Here is a 17,787-nt window from a genome sequence, read left to right as displayed (position 1 = left end):
TGGATGAATTTTTACTCTAGATCAAGAGATTTTTTCATTATAAATTTTTATTATAGTTTGATATTTAACTATCAAACATAGTAATTAAATATTGCTTCATTAGCAAAAGGTACATCATATACTTTATTAAAGATCTTAATACTAAAATGATATCACTCCATAACCTAATATGGATAGATCTAGAAATGACAGGTCTTAATCCTGAGCAAGATCGTATTCTTGAAATAGCTACATTAATTACTGATGCTAACCTTAATATAATAGCAGAAGGTCCAGTTTTAGCTATTCATCAGTCAGAAGAACAACTTAAATTAATGAATACATGGAATATACGTATACATACTGCTAATGGATTAATAGAAAAAGTTCGTAAGAGTACATTAAATGAAGAAACAGCAGCGGCACAAACTATTGCGTTTTTGCAAGAATGGGTACCAGCAGGTAAATCACCTATCTGTGGAAATAGTATAAGTCAAGATCGTCGTTTTCTCTACCGTTATATGCCAATACTAGAGTCTTATTTTCATTATCGTTGCTTAGATGTTAGCACTTTACAAGAACTTGCGCGTCGATGGAAACCTAAAATTATGGCAGGAATAAAGAAAAAAAATAGCCATAAAGCTTTAGATGATATTCGTGAATCAGTAGCAGAATTAGTATATTATCGTGCACATTTTCTCCTGCTTAGTTCTAATATTTAATCTTAGTTTTAGTAGAAAAATAATGAATAAACCTCAATAAAATTGACTATGTTATCAAGTTATTATCTCAGGTAATAACCTTATTTTTACCTATTCTTTAGTAGAACAGCATGTATTAAAACGTTGGACAGTATATCATTGTCATTTTGTATAGCATAAATAGAGAAATTTTAGTTAATTGGCATACATAAATACTTATATGATGAAACTCTATTAACAATAGAGTTTCATCATGATATAGGGGTTTGACCCATGATAGATTGATCAATAATATTAGAACCTAGAAGCTAGCAGAATAACACATCAAGTTAAAATATAAGCATTTAGTACAAAAGTATAAAATGCTACATTTAATAAGTTTGTAATTAATGAATACCTACTTTTATTCATGTTTGTTATTTATAATAGGATTTTTAATAATTCAATCATCAATAGCTATGCCTTTACGTGATATACCTGTTACTAATAATGTAATTCAATCAATAGTAATATTCAGCTTTAATACGCCACCTATTTATACTTTTTTCTATCTGCATCATCCAGAAAGGTTAGTCTTAGATCTAAACCAAGAACTTAATTTACCATACAGGTTGCCACTAAATTTTAACGGTCATAATCTCATTAAATGTATTAGAACTAGTACACCAATAAGCGAAAATAGTATTCGTATTGTTTTTGAGCTAATTAATAAATCACAAATAAATATTAAAATAAAAAAAATTAGTAGCTATTATAATCTGATAGTAACAATTAGGACAGCACTACCACCATTATCTAATTTTCAGAAACAACAAACATTATTGAAATTAAATACTAATGCTAATAGTAATACAAAAAATTTAAATTCTAATATCAATAATAAAGAGAAAAAAATTAGTACTAAAACAGTAATAGTTGCTATTGATGCTGGACATGGTGGTCCAGATCCAGGAGCTATTGGTCCTCATGGTATTAAAGAAAAAAACGTTACAATAGCTATTGCCCATAAACTTAAAGTAATGCTAAACAGAGATCCTATGTTTAAGCCAGTACTTACTCGCAATGGTGACGAATTTATCTCAGTAATGGGTCGATCTGAAGTAGCAAGGCAACATGAAGCATGTGTACTAGTTTCTATTCATGCTGATGCTGCACCAAATATTCACGCTCGTGGTGCTTCAGTTTTGGTACTTTCGAATAAAAGAGCTAATAGTGAAATAGCAAATTTGCTCGAAAAAAATGATAAACAAGCAAAATTACTAGGTGGGGCAGGTAACTTGCTTGCAAGCGGTAAGACTAATCCCTATTTTAGTCAAGTAATATTAGATTTACAATTTGGTAATGCACAGCGAGTAGGCTATGATATAGCAGTAAATATACTAAAGCACTTAAGAGAGATTAGTATCTTACACAAAAAAAATCCTGAACATGCTAGCCTAGGAGTATTACGTTCTCCAGATATTCCATCATTGCTTGTGGAAATAGGTTTTATTAGTAATGCACTAGAAGAAAAACTATTAGGTAGCTGTGCTTATCAAGAAAAAATTGCTAAGGCATTACATCTAGGATTACGCTCTTATTGCATGGAATACGACAAACTTTCTTAAAAGAAAAAATTATAATAATCTATTTAAATTATTAAGATTAATTAACTCTATTACCTATCTAATAGGACTAGTTCTGATGCAAATTCATCGACTATCACCACAATTAATCAACCAAATTGCTGCTGGTGAAGTAGTAGAACGACCAGCTTCAGTAGTCAAAGAACTAATAGAAAATAGCCTAGATGCTGGTGCTACACGTATTGATATTGAAGTAGAACTTGGGGGCGCAAAAGTAATACGTATCCGTGACAATGGATATGGTATCAGCAAAAAAGATATAGTACTTGCTGTTGCTCGCCATACTACTAGTAAAATATCGAGCATAGAAGATTTAGAGTGTATTAAAAGTATGGGATTTCGCGGTGAAGCTTTAGCTAGTATAAGTTCAGTAGCTCATCTTAATCTTACTTCGCGTACTGCTAAACAAAATGAAGCTTGGCAAGTATACACTGAAAGATATACTGAAAAAGTTATGCTTCTACCTATAGCACATCCAGTCGGTACTACTGTAGAAGTACTCGATTTATTTTATAATACTCCAGCTCGGCGTAAATTTATGCGCGCAGAACAAACTGAGTTTAAGCATATTGAAGAAGTTATTCGCCGAATGGCACTAGCACGATTCGACGTGACATTTATTTTGCAGCATAACAATAAAATAGTGCAGCACTATAGAGCCGTTAAAGAACCTAGTCAATATTGGCGACGTCTCAGTCGTTTATGTGGAAACACTTTCGTTAATAATGCCCTTAAGATATCTTGGCAAAATATTGATTTTTCGATCCAAGGTTGGGTTGAAGACCCTAGCTGTATAAAATTACCAGAGATGCAATATAGCTACGTTAACCAACGTATTATCAGAAATAAACTGATTAATCACGCGATTCGCCATGCTTACCAAGATCAGCTGAAAGGTCCTCATCAACCATCTTTTGTGATTTTTATAGTTATTAACCCTCAACAATTAGATATTAATGTACATCCAGCTAAAAAAGAGATCAAATTTTACGAGGCGAGAAAAGTTCATCATTTTATCTATCAAGCATTAATGACTGTTTTGCAACAACGAGTAAAACTTTCCTCAGATACTTGTTATAGTACTACACAAAAACCCATAGGGAAAATAATACCTAGTCATGCTCTTAATCAGCTTAATGAAGGTAAGAACAATATATTAGTCAGTTATTCTGCGGCAGCTAAAAATGCTGATGAATTATTAAGTAATCAAATAATTCAGGATCCTGATGAAGCAAAAATGCAAGATATTCCAGCGAAATGCCAAGCTACAAAAAACTCCTGTTCAACATCATTAAGTAATGATTTTTATAGTTTTGGCAAAATGCTAACTTTTTGTTCTCCTTGCTATGCATTGTTAGAATCAGCTCAAGGATTATCACTATTATCATTACAATTCGCAGAACGCTATATTACTGAACGTCAACTGACTCCAGAAAATAACAGTGATACTATATTAGCTCAACCACTGTTGATTCCATTACGTATAATACTAAGCAATGGTGAAGCCTCAGCCCTTCATCAACATAGGTTATTATTACAGCGTATGGGGATTCTACTACAACCTAATGAAAATGAAACAATACTAAATGCCGTTCCTTTACCATTATTAAGAAAAAAAAATTTATCTAACTTAATTTTAGATTTGTTAAGATACTTAAATAATGAAACATCTGTTACGTATCATAAAATTGCTTCCTGGCTTGCATGTAGCTTAAATAGTCAAATAACTACATGGAATTATTCTAGAGCAATACCATTAATTGCAGAAGTTGAACGCCTATGTCCACATTGGATAAAAAATCCACCGAATGCACTTATAGTTAAGCTAGATCTAAAAATGGCGATCAAAGCTTTAAATAATAGCTAAGATATATCAGTGCTACCTATAGCTATATTTATTATAGGACCAACAGCCTCGGGTAAAACTAATTTAGCGATTAAATTACGTCAAAAGTTACCAGTTGAAATTATTAGTGTTGATTCTGCTTTAATTTATCGTGGTATGGATATAGGTACCGCTAAACCAAACCACGAAGAGTTAACTCAAGCACCACACCGGTTAATAAATATTTGTGATCCTGCTGAATCATATTCCACAGCTAATTTTTGTCTTGATGCACTTAATGAGATGACAGTAATAACAGCAGCAGGACGTATACCATTGCTTGTTGGTGGAACTATGCTTTACTTTAAATCGTTACTCCATGGTCTATCTCCATTACCTCCAGCAAATGTTGAAATACGCACACTTATTCAGCGTGAAGCTAAAGCTGTTGGATGGGCTGCTTTACACCAAAAATTAAAAAAAATTGATTTAGTAGCAGCTAATCGTATTCATCCAAATGATTCATATAGATTATTACGAGCACTAGAGGTATTTTTAGTTTCAGGTAACACTTTAACTGAAATGATCCAAAAATCCGGTAATGCGCTAAAGTATCAGGTATATCAATTTGCTATTATGCCTGTTAATAGATCCTTACTACACGATCGTATTACGCGACGATTTCATCAGATGTTAGCTAATGGATTTGAATATGAAGTTAGTCAACTGTTTGCACGAACTGATTTAAATACAAACATGTCATCTATCCGCTGTGTTGGCTACCGTCAGATGTGGTCATACTTGGCAGGAGAAACTAATTATCATGAGATGATATTTCGTGCTATTTCAGCAACAAGAAAACTTGCTAAGCACCAAATAACATGGTTAAAGAGCTGGCAAAATATTTGTTGGTTAGATAGTGAACAACAGGACATGGCTTTGAATAAAATATTACAAATGATAAGCAAACACATTAGTTAGATACTGGAATATTTTTTATATTATTGCCAGCTACATGTATATTATAAGTAAACTAAGCAAGGAAAAGATAGAATGGCTCACGATAGAAAAGATAGAATAGCTCACGATAGAAAAGATAGAATAGCTCACGATAGAAAAGATAGAATAGCTCACGATAGAAAAGATAGAATAGCTCACGATAGAAAAGATAGAATAGCTCACGATAGAAAAGATAGAATAGCTCACGATAGAAAAGATAGAATAGCTCACGATAGAAAAGATAGAATAGCTCACGATAGAAAAGATAGAATAGCTCACGATAGAAAAGATAGAATGGCTCAGGGGCAATCTTTGCAAGATATATTCTTAAATGTATTACGTCGAGAACGTATTCAGGTTTCTATTTATTTGTTTAATGGCATTAAATTACAAGGCCATATTGAGTCTTTCGATCAGTTTGTGATTGTACTTAAAAATACTATTAGCCAAATGGTTTATAAACACGCTGTATCCACTATTGTACCATCAAAATTTGTATCACACTATGCTAATAATAGTAGTAACTATAGCAATCATAGTGGTGATCGTAATTAGGTTTATAACTGAGATAGCTAGATTGTTATTAGGTTCTAGTCCTCACTTAAGATTTCATAATTCTTTTTAGTATTGAATATTTACTATAGAAGCACGAGGTTATACGCTTGTTTAATTGTTCTAAGTTTGGTACTCAAGCAATACTAGTTCATATCTTTTTTACAAAAGATCATAATAAAGCAGATATAAAAGAGTTTGAAACTTTAGTTTTATCTGCAGGTTTATCGGTATTAGATATAGTAACCTGTAGCCGTAAGGAGCCAAATTCTAAATATTTCGTTGGTGAAGGTAAAGCAGAAGAAATTGCAGAAAAAGTTAAGATCAGTAGTGCATCAGTAGTTATTTTTGATCATGCTTTATCTCCTGCTCAAGAACGTAATCTAGAGTGTTTATGTCAGTGTCGTGTCATTGATCGGACGGGATTAATACTTAGTATTTTCTCGCAGCGCGCACGTACTCACGAGGGAAAACTACAAGTTGAATTAGCACAATTACGATATATTGCTACTAGATTAGTACGCGGCTGGACGCATCTTGAAAGACAAAAAGGTGGTATTAGCCTATTACGTGGACCTGGTGAAACTCAGCTAGAAACTGATCGTAGATTATTGCGTAATAGAATGAATACAATTAAATTACGTTTAGCAAAAGTAGAGAGAAGACGTGAGCAAGGACGGTATGCACGTGCTTCTATTCCTACTATTTTACTGGTAGGTTATACAAATGCTGGAAAATCAACATTATTCAATAGTATCACTGAAGCTAGTGTAGATGTTGCTGATAAATTATTTACAACCCTCGATCCAACACTAAAACGCCTGAATATCCCTACTATTGGTAATATAGTACTCGCCGATACTGTAGGTTTTATCCAACATCTACCTCATCATCTTGTCGCATCATTTAAGTCAACATTACAGGAAACACAGCAGGCAAAATTACTACTACATATTGTAGATGCTACCGATCAGTGCATTAATATCAAAATAGATGCAGTTAAAAAAGTATTAGTAGAAATTAATGCTAATCATATCTCTACCTTACTAGTAATGAATAAAATAGACCAACTTGATAATTTCATACCACGTATTGATCGTAATACTGATAATGAACCAGTACGTGTTTGGCTATCAGCGCAAAATGCTGATGGTATTACATTACTAATGCAAGCACTAAGTGAGCTTTTAATACGAAAACATAAAATAATCCGCTATAATTTACGTTTACCACCTCAAGCTAGCCGCTTACGTAGCCTTTTTTATCAGTTACAGGCTATAGAACAAGAGTGGAGTGAACAAGATGGTAGTATTCGATTATTAGTAAAAATACCTATTGTTCAATGGTATCGTTTATGTAAACGGGAAGTAGAATTGTTAGACTACCTTGTCTAACTATTTTAAATTAGAAACACTAGAGTAAAATGGAGCTAAAACATGGCGTGGAATGAGCCAGGTAATCAAGGACATGAACGTGACCCATGGGGAAGTAGCAATAATAACAGTAATTATAACCGTCAGCTAGATTGGACTGATATTTACAATCAGTTAAGCCGTAAATTATTAGGCCGCTTTAGTCGTAACGGTATACCAGGTAAAAATAGTCTATATATTTGTCTCATAGTAATAACACTTATTTGGTTAGGTAGTGGTTTGTATACTATTAAAGAAGCTGAACGTGGCGTAGTGCTTCGTTTTGGTAAATTTTACCGTCTGGTGAATCCAGGCTTAAATTGGAAACCTACTTTTATTGATACCGTTACTATGGTTAACGTAGAATCAGTACGAGAATTAGCAGCTTCAGGTGTTATGCTTACTTCCGATGAAAATGTAGTACGCGTAGAAATGAATGTACAGTACCGCATTACTGACCCAGAACGTTATCTTTTTAGTGTTACTGATGCCGACGATAGTCTACGTCAGGCTACTGATAGCGCCCTACGTGGGGTAATCGGCAAATATACTATGGACCGTATTCTGACTGAAGGTCGTACTGTAGTGCGTAGTGATACTCAACGTGTACTAGAAGAAACAATCCAACCATATAATATGGGTCTAACATTACTAGATGTAAATTTCCAGGCTGCACGGCCACCAGAAGAGGTAAAAGCTGCGTTTGATGATGCTATTGCCGCACGTGAAAATGAACAGCAATATATTCGTGAAGCAGAAGCTTATGCAAATGAGGTACAACCTAGGGCTAATGGTCAGGCACAGCGTATTCTAGAAGAGGGGCGCGCATACAAAGCACGTACTATATTAGAAGCTAAGGGTGAAGTTCAACGTTTTGCTAAGGTATTACCAGAGTATAAGGCAGCACCAGAAGTAACTCGTGAACGTCTCTATATAGATGCTATGGAGCGTTTATTAAGTAAAACTAATAAGATCATAGTGAACGAAAAAAATAGTAACAACTTAATCTTATTACCATTAGATAGTATGTTACGTTATCAATCTGAGGCGACTAAAAAAAATAAATATATTCCTGGTATTGATATGCAGTTACCCATAACTAACAAAACAGATAGCATCATTCTAAAAAACCAGCAGCGCCAAGCTAATGCAACGCGCAATAATAATACCCGTCAAGGAAGATAGTAACTAATGAATAAACCTTTAATACTGATTGTTACGATAGTTTATTTAATGTTATGTGCTTCACTATTCGTTGTTCAAGAAGGACAACGTGGCATAGTTTTACGCTTTGGTAAAGTACTACGTGATCGCGATGAAAAACCACTAATTTATAATCCTGGTTTACATATCAAAATTCCTTTTATTGAAACAGTTAAGAATTTAGATGCCCGTATTCAAACAATGGAAAATCAGGCTGATCGCTTTGTAACGATGGAAAAGAAAGATCTAATTGTCGATTCTTATATTAAGTGGCGCATCAGTGATTTTAGTCGTTATTATCTTGCTACAGGTGGCGGCGAGATATCACAGGCAGAAGTACTTCTAAAACGTAAGTTTTCTGATCGTTTACGCTCAGAATTAGGGCGTTTACATGTTAAGGGTATAGTGACTGACTCACGCAATCAGCTAATGACCGACGTAAGGGAAGCACTAAATCATGGAACTTCTGGGGATGAAGATGAGTTACAAGCTACAGATCACGCTATAGCTTCTGCTGCAGCACGTGTTGAACGAGAAACGAAAGGTTCGCAATCGGCAGCAGTTAACTCAAATAGCATGGCGGCTCTAGGTATTCAGGTAGTAGATGTACGCATTAAACAGATTAATTTACCGACCGAAGTTTTCGATGCTATATATCAACGTATGCGTGCAGAACGTGAGGCAGTAGCTCGTCGTCATCGTTCACAGGGCCAAGAAGAGGCTGAAAAACTACGTGCAACTGCAGACTATGAGGTTACGAGAACTTTAGCAGAAGCAGAGCGACAATCATTGATTATTCGTGGTGAGGCTGACGCACAAACTGCTAAATTATATGCTGATGCTTTTAGTATTGATCCTGCTTTCTATGCCTTTATACGTACTTTACGTGCATATGAAAATAGTTTTAATGATAAAAATAATTTTATTATATTAAGCCCAGAAAGTGATTTCTTACGCTTTATGAAATCTCCTGGTCATTGGCATGAATAATATTTCACTGTACTTATTCTTTATTGTAAAATAAAGTGCTGAAAAATTAAATTTCAGATGCTAAAATTTAATTTTTAGTTATTTGGTAAATGTAAAATAAAATATGAGTAATAACGTGGTTGTGCTTGGCACCCAATGGGGTGATGAAGGTAAAGGTAAGGTAGTTGATATCTTAACTGAACGAGCGAAATATGTAATTCGTTATCAGGGAGGGCATAATGCCGGTCATACTTTAGTTATAAATGGTGAAAAAACTATTCTTCATTTGATACCTTCTGGAATTCTACGTGAAAATGTAAAAAGTATTATCGCTCATGGCGTTGTGTTATCACCGGAAGCACTAATAAAAGAGATACATGAACTCGAAGCTCGAGGTATTCCAGTGCGTCAACGTATGCTAATTTCTGAAGCATGCCCACTTCTTCTATCTTACCATGTGGCAATGGATATTGCCCGTGAAAAAGCTCGTGGCACCAATGCTCTCGGTACTACAGGACGTGGTATTGGTCCTGCTTACGAAGATAAAGTAGCAAGACGTGCACTCCGTGTTAGTGATTTATTCAACAAAGAATCTTTTGCTATTAAGCTGAAAGATATAGTGGACTACTATAACTTTCAGCTAGTGCATTACTATAAGGTAGAAGCAGTTAGCTATCAGAAAATACTTAACGATATCATGGTAGTAACAGATATGTTAACTAGTATGGTCGCTGATATATCAGTGTTATTATACAATGCTTACCAGCAAGGCGATATTATGATGTTTGAGGGTGCTCAGGGTACTTTATTAGATATTGATCATGGTACTTACCCTTATGTAACATCTTCTAATACTACCGCAGGCTGTGTTACTACTGGTTCTGGTCTAGGACCACACTATATAGGATATGTATTAGGTATTGTTAAGGCTTACTCTACACGTGTAGGAGCTGGCCCATTTCCTACTGAATTATTTGATGACACTGGTAATTTTTTATGTCTGAAAGGTCATGAATTTGGCGCAACAACTGGCCGGCGCCGTCGCACTGGGTGGCTTGATGCCGTTGCTCTTCGCCGTGCTGTACATATTAATTCTATCTCTGGTTTGTGCTTAACTAAACTAGATGTATTAGATGGCTTAAAGGAAATCAAGATATGTTCGGCTTATCGTATGCAGGATGGTTGTATAATATACACAACACCAATAGCTTTAGAAAAATGGGAAGGCATAGAACCTATTTATGAAACCTTACCTGGCTGGAACGAAACTACCGTTGGAATACAAGCGTTAGCAGATTTACCAAGAGCCGCACATCAATATATTAAACTTATCGAAGAACTAACTAGAGTACCAGTTGATATAATTTCTACTGGTCCGGATCGACGCGATACTATTATTTTACATGATCCATTTAGTGATTGAGGTCAATAACCTATTGAAGTATTCCTGATCTCTGGTTAGTACACATAGCTTACCTACATACACAACACAGTGAATATTTAACGATATTATGGAGGGAGCATAATGTCAAAAAATCCTTTTTTGGCGCACAATACAGAAAAATATAAGTGCCCAATTCCTAGTAGGGAATTAATTCTTATTCACCTAGCTAAAAGAGAAGTACCAATAAGCAGCAAGGATTTAGCACTAGAACTAAATGTATGTGGCGCAGAGCAATTAGATGGTCTACGCAGACGTCTACGCGCCATGAAAAGAGATGGACAATTAACATTTACTCACAGACAATATTCTATTCTACCTACAGATAATAATTTACTACGAGGTACAGTTATTGGTCACCGAGATGGTTTTGGTTTTCTACGGGTTAGCGGTCGTAAGGAAGATTTGTATCTTTCAGTAGAACAGATGAAGATAGTGATTCATGGAGATATAGTAATAGCTGCTCTCTCTCAAGGAGAGCACTATAATAAAGGGCGCAGAGAAGCTCGCATTATACGCGTACTAATACCTAAAAATCAACCAATAGTTGGTAAATTTTATGTCGATACTAATCGTGCTTTTGTCGTACCTGATGACAGCCGTCTTAGCTTTAAGATAATTATTCCACCAGCAGATAGAAATAATGCTGATGTTGGTTGTCTGGTTGTTGTTCAATTAATTCAGCGTCCGAACCGTAATATTAAAGCAATAGGAAAAATAGTTGAAGTCCTAGGTGATCATATAAATACAAGTATGGTGGTAGATATTGCTTTACGTAGCTATGCACTACCTTATATATGGCCACCAGAAGTAGAAGAACAAGCGGCTACTTTTACAAAAGAAGTCCCAGAAGTTGTTAAGCGTAGTCGTGTGGATTTACGTATGCTACCACTAGTAACTATTGATGGGGAAGAAGCACGTGATTTTGATGATGCGGTATACTGTGAGAAAAAGAGTAGTGGATGGCGCTTATGGGTAGCTATTGCTGATGTTAGCTATTATGTTCGTCCACATACACCATTAGATAATGAAGCCAGAAATCGAGCTACATCAATTTATTTTCCATCTCAAGTTATTCCAATGCTACCTGAAATTCTTTCTCATAGTTTATGTTCACTGAACCCACAGGTAGATCGGTTATGCATGGTATGCGAAATGACAATTTCCGCTCAAGGTAAACTTTCTTCCTATAAGTTTTATGAAGCAATAATAAATTCTAAAGCTCGTCTAACATATAATAATGTCTGGCAAATATTACAGGGTAATCAACAATTGTGCACTTATTATGCACAATTAGTTCAGCCACTAAACAATTTACATACTATGTCTCTAAAATTAGAGCAGGCAAGGATACAACGTGGTGGTATCTCCTTTGATACCGAAGAAACTCAGTTTATCTTTAATGCAGAACAACGTATTGAAAGGATTGAGCTAGTAGTACGTAATGAAGCACATAAGCTTATTGAAGAGTGTATGATATTAGCAAATATTGCCGCTGCACGATTTATTGAGAAAAACAAAGAGCCAGCGCTGTATCGTGTGCACGATCGTCCTAGTAATGATAATATAACTTTACTACGTGCAATTTTAGGTAAACGAGGTTTAAACTTAGGAGGAGGTGATCAACCTCAACCTAAGGATTATGCTGAAATAATGAGTGTAGTTTCTCGTAGAACGGATTACGAAATGTTACGAACTATGCTCTTACGATCAATGAAGCAAGCTATCTATGATCCAGAAAATCGTGGTCATTTTGGTTTAGCTTTACAGGCTTATACTCATTTTACTTCACCTATCCGTCGTTATTCTGATCTTGTTTTACACCGAGCAATAAAATATCTTTTAGGTCGGCAGAATGGTAAAGCAAATGGCCGTTCTACGCCATCTGGTGGTTGGCATTCTGAGCTAAAAGAGATGTTACAGATTGGCCAGCATTGTTCGATGAACGAGCGTCGAGCTGATGAAGCTACCCGTAATGTTACAGATTGGTTAAAATGCGATTTTATGCAAGAACATGTCGGTGAAGTATTCTACGGTACTATTGCGAATATCACTTGTTTTGGTTTTTTCGTGCGCATTAATGGACTTTTTATTGATGGTTTAGTACATATCTCGTCACTAGAAAATGACTATTACCGTTATGATAATGTTAATCAGCTACTGATCGGTGAATCTGGAGGTAAAATTTATCGTATTGGTGATACAGTAGGAATTCGTGTTGAAGCAATACATATGAGTGATCGTAAAATTAACTTTTCACTAATATCAACGAGACAATACCATCATAAAAATAACCACCAAATTAGCAGTAATAAGCTGTTTGTTCGTAGCTAATTTTAACACTAAGTTACCGATTGCTATGTTCTACCAGTCGTATGTATCCGAATGAATATACTTACCAAATAACTATACAATATAACTAATGAATGAAATAATTTACGGTATACACGCTGTACAGGCTATTTTAAAACGTGATCCTCAATTATTTAAAGAAGTATATCTTCTCGAAAGACGTAATGACCAGCGTTTCCAATGTATTATTAAGCAACTAAAACAAAAAAAAATTATCATCAAGATAGTTAATCGCCAATGGCTAGATATGCAAGTTAAAGGTGCTACACATCAAGGAATTATCGCACGAGTACAAACTAATAGACGTCAATTTCAGGAACAAGATCTACCAGCATTACTAGCACAACATACAGCACCACTCTTATTAGTATTAGATGGTGTTACAGATCCTCATAATTTAGGTGCTTGCTTGCGTTGTGCTGATGCAGCTGGAGTTAATGCCATTATTATTCCACGTAATCGTTCGGCATATCTGAACGCAACAGTGAAAAAAGTTGCAAGTGGAGCGGCAGAAACCATGCCATTAATCCAAGTAACTAACTTGGCACGTACATTACGATTGCTACAAGAACATAACATCTTGATTTTAGGTACTACTATTGAAGCGGATAGTCATATTTATCAAACTTCATTTAAGTTTACTAGCCCAATCGCACTAGTCGTCGGTGCTGAAGGTAATGGCATCCGTCGTTTGACTAAAAAATATTGCAATGAGCTTCTTCGAATTCCTATGGTTGGTTCTGTAGCTTCACTTAATGTTTCTGTTGCAGTTGGTGTCTTTCTTTTTGAGGTAGTTCGCCAAAGATTATCTAGTTGAAAACATTATTCAATAACGCGAAAATGAACTTCGCGTCTTTACGTTCTACCCGTTAAAATGTAATGATAATAGATGTAATAAATGATTATCACTGAGTTTTACTAAACAGTTAAATTTACTATCGTAGATTATCCGTCTATAAGGAGCTATTTAATGCGTCATTACGAAATTGTTTTAATGGTTCATCCTGACCAAAGTGAACAAGTTTCTAGAATGATTGAACGGTATAGTACCGTTATAACGAGTGCTCAAGGAAAAATTCATCGCTTAGAAGATTGGGGCCGTCGTCAGTTATCTTACCCAATTAAAAAGCTACATAAGGCACATTATGTACTTATTAACTTAGAAGCTTCACAGAAAGTTATGGATGAGTTAAGCAAATATTTACGTTTCAATGAAGCTATTATCCGGAGTATGATAATGCGTGTTAAGCACATAGTAACTGAAGCATCTCCTATGGTGAAGACGAAAGATGACAATTTGGTAACCGAAATAAATAAATATTCTGAAGAAAAAAATTCTGAATTATAATACATGTTACAACAACATCATTTATATAGCCTAAAATTTAGCATGACTAATCGTCTGATATTATCAGGAATTATTTGTAATACGCCTGTTAGAAAGGTAAGTCCATCTGGGATAAAACATTGTCAGTTTGTGCTTGAACATTATTCTGTACAAGAAGAAGCTGGTTTTAAACGTCAAGCATGGTGTAGAATATCGGTAGTAATGAGTGGTAATGCTTTTAACGATATTACTAATAGTATAATAGTTGGCGAGAAAATTAGCATAAATGGTTTTATTAGTAGTCATCAAGGGCGTAATGGACTCAGTAAAATAGTATTACATGCTGAGCAGATTTATTTAATAAAGTCTGGAGAATAACATATGGCACGTTATTTCCGTCGTCGCAAGTTCTGCCGTTTTACTGCTGAAGACGTGATTGAAATTGATTATAAAGATATAGCTACATTGAAAAATTACATTACTGAAAGCGGCAAGATTGTTCCGAGCCGTATTACTGGTACTCGTGCTAAATATCAACGTCAGCTTGCTCGTGCAATTAAGCGTGCTCGATACCTATCTTTATTACCATATACTGATCTTCATCAGTAAACCTAATATAATTCGACTTGTTGTATAAACTTTTTGTATAAAGTAATATATTTTAAAAAAATTGATTAGAGCACAGGATAAGATTATGCAAATAATTTTACTTGATAATGTTAGTAATCTTGGCAAGTTAGGTGAACAAGTAAACGTTAAAGCGGGATATGCTCGTAACTATCTAGTACCCCAGGGTAAAGCAGTACCTGCAACTAGAAAAAACGTTGAGTATTTTGAAAAATGTCGTGTTGAATTAGTAGCAAAACTAGCTAATATTAAGTCGGCTGCTGAAGCTAGAGCTAATAAAATTAATGAACTTGGTAGTATCACTATACTATCAAAAGCAGGCGAAGAAGGAAAATTATTTGGTTCTATCGGTACTCGCGATATTGCTAACGCTATTTCTATGGCTGGCATCAATACAAAAAAAAGTGAAGTTCGCTTACCTAATGGTGTTTTACGTACGACTGGTAATCACATAGTTAGTATTCGTATTCATAGCGATATTTCCGTAGCTATAAATGTACTTGTTATAGCTGAAAAGTAATAAGTATATAGTAAATTACGATGATCAATAAAATAATTGCAATCGCTCGTACTGCAGGAAAAGCTATTATGCAGGTATACATGGGCAATCAGCCACTAGCACTAAATAATAAGCCAGATTCTTCTCCTGTAACAGCGGCAGATCTAGTATCACATCAGGTAATAGTGGATCATTTACATCAATTAACTCCTGATATACCGATTCTCTCGGAAGAGAATCCTGCTAACTGGGATTTACGACAGCATTGGCGCTACTTTTGGTTAGTAGATCCATTAGATGGAACTAAAGAGTTTTTGCGTCGTAATGGTGAGTTCACGGTTAACATTGCTCTCATTGAACATAGCAAGCCAATCATGGGAGTAGTATATGCACCTGCTATAGATATATTGTATGCAGCGGATAATATGAAAGCATGGAAAGTAGATGAAAATAACTCTTTATTTGAACTAGTAGTAACAGATGCAAAACCACCGATCGTAGTAGTTAGCCGTTCTCATGGTAATAATCATGAACTATTTAATTACTTAACACAAATAGGAGAATATCAGATCAAAACTATCGGGTCATCTCTAAAATTTTGTATGATTGCAGAAGGTAGTGCACAGATTTATCCACGTTTTACACCAACTAATATCTGGGATACTGCGGCAGGTCATGCAATTGCTATAGCTGCTGGAGCAAAAGTGCATGACTGGCATCAAAAAGAAATTGATTATTTACCACGTAAATCTTTTCTTAATCCTAACTTTAAAGTCTCATTTTAATTAATTAGTTCTTATATTTATTTTGACTGGAGCTGGCGGGATTTGAACCCGCGTCCAGAATTACTACGCCCTTGGTACTACATGCTTAGTACTGTTTTAATTTTCGTTTGTCTATAGCGAACAGACACGCTATTGACAAACTAACCTGTGTTTTTAGCGTTTTATCCCCAGGTTTGATATTTACGCTATCTCTTTGATATTTGACCTCTCTTAACCCCGTTCTAAGAGATAAGACTAGGGAGAGAGGGAATCTTCAGTTCTTAAGCTGATTTAAGCTGCTAATGCAACAGATTCATATTGCGAGTTATTTGCAATTGTTTATGTTAGGTTATTTTACGAGATTACCTTACCTCGGCATGCACCTAAGGTTACGACAATCCTGTCGAATCCATAATCAGCCCCATATATTAATCCTTATTTATTAATAGTTTATCTTCTCCTATAGCATAAATCTCTCTTCGGCACATCAATATTTAAATTTTATCGATGGACTAATTTGGTAATGCGGGCTTTATTCAGTAGCCATTCACGTTCTTTTATACAATGCCGTTTATCATATTGTTTTTTACCTTTAGCTATACCAAGCTGGATTTTAGCTAAACTATTTCTCCAATATAATGATATTGGAACAATAGTATAACCTTTACGATGAACTTTACCTAATAGCGTATCAAGTTCACGTCTACGAAGTAGTAGCTTTCTACTCCGCATAGGAGAATAAAGAATATGCGATGAAGCAACTATCAGTGGTCGTAATGTTGCGCCTAATAAAAATGCCTCGCTATCTTTTAGTAAAATATAACTATCGTTTATATGAACTATTCCAGCACGTAGCGATTTTACTTCCCAACCAAGTAAAGAAATTCCTGCTTCAAATTCTTGCTCTATAAAATATTCGTAGCGTACACGTTTATTTTGTGTAATAGTAGTTATTTTACTAACTCGGCATGGTGTTTGGTTTTTCATTTTAACAATAACTATGCTTTATATAATACTTATTAAGCATTAATTTATCAAATAGATAAGATAAATAAATGATTTTTATCATCGGTAATGATTACCTCTGTGATATAATAAAAGCAACTGGACGATTAGTTAATAATATTAATGCATAATATAATTATATATATAGTTAATAATATTGTTATTATATCAAAAAATAGTTCACTATCTAATAAAGATAATTCAATTTATAGTGTCTAATATTATAGTTAAGGTAGTTTATGCCCTACCAAATCATCAGTATATATTATCGTTACTCTTACCTAAAAGTAGTAGCGTAGAGCAGGCTATTGAGGCTTCAGGTATTCTATCTTTACAACCAGAAATTGATCTAATAAAGATTAATAAAGTAGGTATTTTTAGCAAAATTATATCATTAAAAGAACCATTAAGTAATGGTGACAGGATAGAAATTTACCGACCATTACTTATAAATCCTAAAGATCGTATCCGCTTACGTACATTATAACTAAAATAGTTGTTATCTTG

At 34.7% G+C, this 17,787-nt stretch carries 17 protein-coding genes, 1 other RNA gene and 1 pseudogene; 17 read left to right on the top strand and 2 right to left on the bottom strand.

Annotation, left to right across the window (positions count from 1 at the left end; translation table 11 throughout):
- The first annotated feature begins 146 nt into the window (after positions 1 to 146).
- From orn to cysQ, 16 genes and pseudogenes are all read left to right on the top strand, one after another.
- Entirely contained in the window at positions 147 to 701 is a 555-nt protein-coding gene (gene orn, locus BCI_RS02900; RefSeq protein WP_011520747.1) for an oligoribonuclease, read from the top strand.
- 887 nt (positions 702 to 1,588) lie between these two features.
- Positions 1,589 to 2,260, top strand: a pseudogene (locus BCI_RS03395) (N-acetylmuramoyl-L-alanine amidase); the annotation flags it as partial.
- Between the two features lie 103 nt (positions 2,261 to 2,363).
- Complete coding sequence (mutL, locus tag BCI_RS02890) at positions 2,364 to 4,172, top strand: DNA mismatch repair endonuclease MutL (RefSeq protein WP_011520745.1); 1,809 nt, start codon at positions 2,364 to 2,366, stop codon at positions 4,170 to 4,172.
- A 9-nt stretch (positions 4,173 to 4,181) separates the two neighbouring features.
- Positions 4,182 to 5,111, top strand: coding sequence for a tRNA (adenosine(37)-N6)-dimethylallyltransferase MiaA (gene miaA, locus BCI_RS02885; protein ID WP_011520744.1), 930 nt, complete (start codon positions 4,182 to 4,184; stop codon positions 5,109 to 5,111).
- 72 nt (positions 5,112 to 5,183) lie between these two features.
- The gene (hfq, locus tag BCI_RS03390; protein WP_420021811.1) at positions 5,184 to 5,684 is read left to right on the top strand and encodes an RNA chaperone Hfq; all 501 of its coding nucleotides are present in this window, start codon (positions 5,184 to 5,186) and stop codon (positions 5,682 to 5,684) included.
- 107 nt (positions 5,685 to 5,791) lie between these two features.
- The gene (gene hflX, locus BCI_RS02875; protein WP_011520741.1) at positions 5,792 to 7,075 is read left to right on the top strand and encodes a ribosome rescue GTPase HflX; all 1,284 of its coding nucleotides are present in this window, start codon (positions 5,792 to 5,794) and stop codon (positions 7,073 to 7,075) included.
- Positions 7,076 to 7,117: 42 nt separating this feature from the next.
- Entirely contained in the window at positions 7,118 to 8,278 is a 1,161-nt protein-coding gene (gene hflK / locus BCI_RS02870; RefSeq protein WP_011520740.1) for an FtsH protease activity modulator HflK, read from the top strand.
- A 6-nt stretch (positions 8,279 to 8,284) separates the two neighbouring features.
- Positions 8,285 to 9,286 (top strand): protease modulator HflC, encoded by a 1,002-nt coding sequence (gene hflC / locus BCI_RS02865; RefSeq protein ID WP_011520739.1) that lies wholly within the window; start codon positions 8,285 to 8,287, stop codon positions 9,284 to 9,286.
- Positions 9,287 to 9,389: 103 nt separating this feature from the next.
- Positions 9,390 to 10,688 carry an adenylosuccinate synthase gene (locus BCI_RS02860; RefSeq protein ID WP_011520738.1) on the top strand — a complete coding sequence of 433 codons (1,299 nt, stop codon included), beginning with the start codon at positions 9,390 to 9,392 and terminating at the stop codon, positions 10,686 to 10,688.
- A 102-nt stretch (positions 10,689 to 10,790) separates the two neighbouring features.
- Positions 10,791 to 13,040, top strand: a complete 2,250-nt coding sequence (gene rnr, locus BCI_RS02855; protein WP_011520737.1) for a ribonuclease R — start codon at positions 10,791 to 10,793, stop codon at positions 13,038 to 13,040.
- Between the two features lie 88 nt (positions 13,041 to 13,128).
- Positions 13,129 to 13,875 (top strand): 23S rRNA (guanosine(2251)-2'-O)-methyltransferase RlmB, encoded by a 747-nt coding sequence (gene rlmB / locus BCI_RS02850; RefSeq protein ID WP_011520736.1) that lies wholly within the window; start codon positions 13,129 to 13,131, stop codon positions 13,873 to 13,875.
- 153 nt (positions 13,876 to 14,028) lie between these two features.
- Positions 14,029 to 14,406: a 30S ribosomal protein S6 gene (rpsF, locus tag BCI_RS02845; RefSeq protein WP_011520735.1), complete on the top strand. Its 378-nt coding sequence runs from the start codon at positions 14,029 to 14,031 to the stop codon at positions 14,404 to 14,406.
- A gap of 42 nt (positions 14,407 to 14,448) precedes the next feature.
- Complete coding sequence (priB, locus tag BCI_RS02840) at positions 14,449 to 14,763, top strand: primosomal replication protein N (RefSeq protein ID WP_041574962.1); 315 nt, start codon at positions 14,449 to 14,451, stop codon at positions 14,761 to 14,763.
- Between the two features lie 3 nt (positions 14,764 to 14,766).
- Positions 14,767 to 14,994: a 30S ribosomal protein S18 gene (gene rpsR / locus BCI_RS02835; protein ID WP_011520733.1), complete on the top strand. Its 228-nt coding sequence runs from the start codon at positions 14,767 to 14,769 to the stop codon at positions 14,992 to 14,994.
- An 85-nt stretch (positions 14,995 to 15,079) separates the two neighbouring features.
- A complete protein-coding gene (gene rplI, locus BCI_RS02830; RefSeq protein WP_011520732.1) occupies positions 15,080 to 15,532 on the top strand; it encodes a 50S ribosomal protein L9 in 453 nt (150 codons plus the stop codon).
- Between the two features lie 20 nt (positions 15,533 to 15,552).
- A complete protein-coding gene (gene cysQ / locus BCI_RS02825; protein ID WP_011520731.1) occupies positions 15,553 to 16,296 on the top strand; it encodes a 3'(2'),5'-bisphosphate nucleotidase CysQ in 744 nt (247 codons plus the stop codon).
- A gap of 24 nt (positions 16,297 to 16,320) precedes the next feature.
- On the opposite strand, the gene ssrA is transcribed toward cysQ, so the two are convergent.
- Positions 16,321 to 16,698, bottom strand: a transfer-messenger RNA (tmRNA) gene (gene ssrA / locus BCI_RS03305).
- A gap of 78 nt (positions 16,699 to 16,776) precedes the next feature.
- The gene (gene smpB / locus BCI_RS02820; RefSeq protein ID WP_011520730.1) at positions 16,777 to 17,262 is read right to left on the bottom strand and encodes an SsrA-binding protein SmpB; all 486 of its coding nucleotides are present in this window, start codon (positions 17,260 to 17,262) and stop codon (positions 16,777 to 16,779) included.
- 229 nt (positions 17,263 to 17,491) lie between these two features.
- On the opposite strand from smpB, the gene BCI_RS02815 reads away from it, so the two are divergent.
- Positions 17,492 to 17,767: an RnfH family protein gene (locus BCI_RS02815; protein ID WP_041574960.1), complete on the top strand. Its 276-nt coding sequence runs from the start codon at positions 17,492 to 17,494 to the stop codon at positions 17,765 to 17,767.
- Positions 17,768 to 17,787: the final 20 nt, after the last annotated feature.

It is taken from the genome of Baumannia cicadellinicola str. Hc (Homalodisca coagulata) (assembly GCF_000013185.1).
Lineage (GTDB): Bacteria > Pseudomonadota > Gammaproteobacteria > Enterobacterales > Enterobacteriaceae > Baumannia > Baumannia cicadellinicola_E.
The sequence above is the reverse complement of the archived record's forward strand: the minus strand, read 5'-3'. Positions and strand labels throughout refer to the sequence as shown.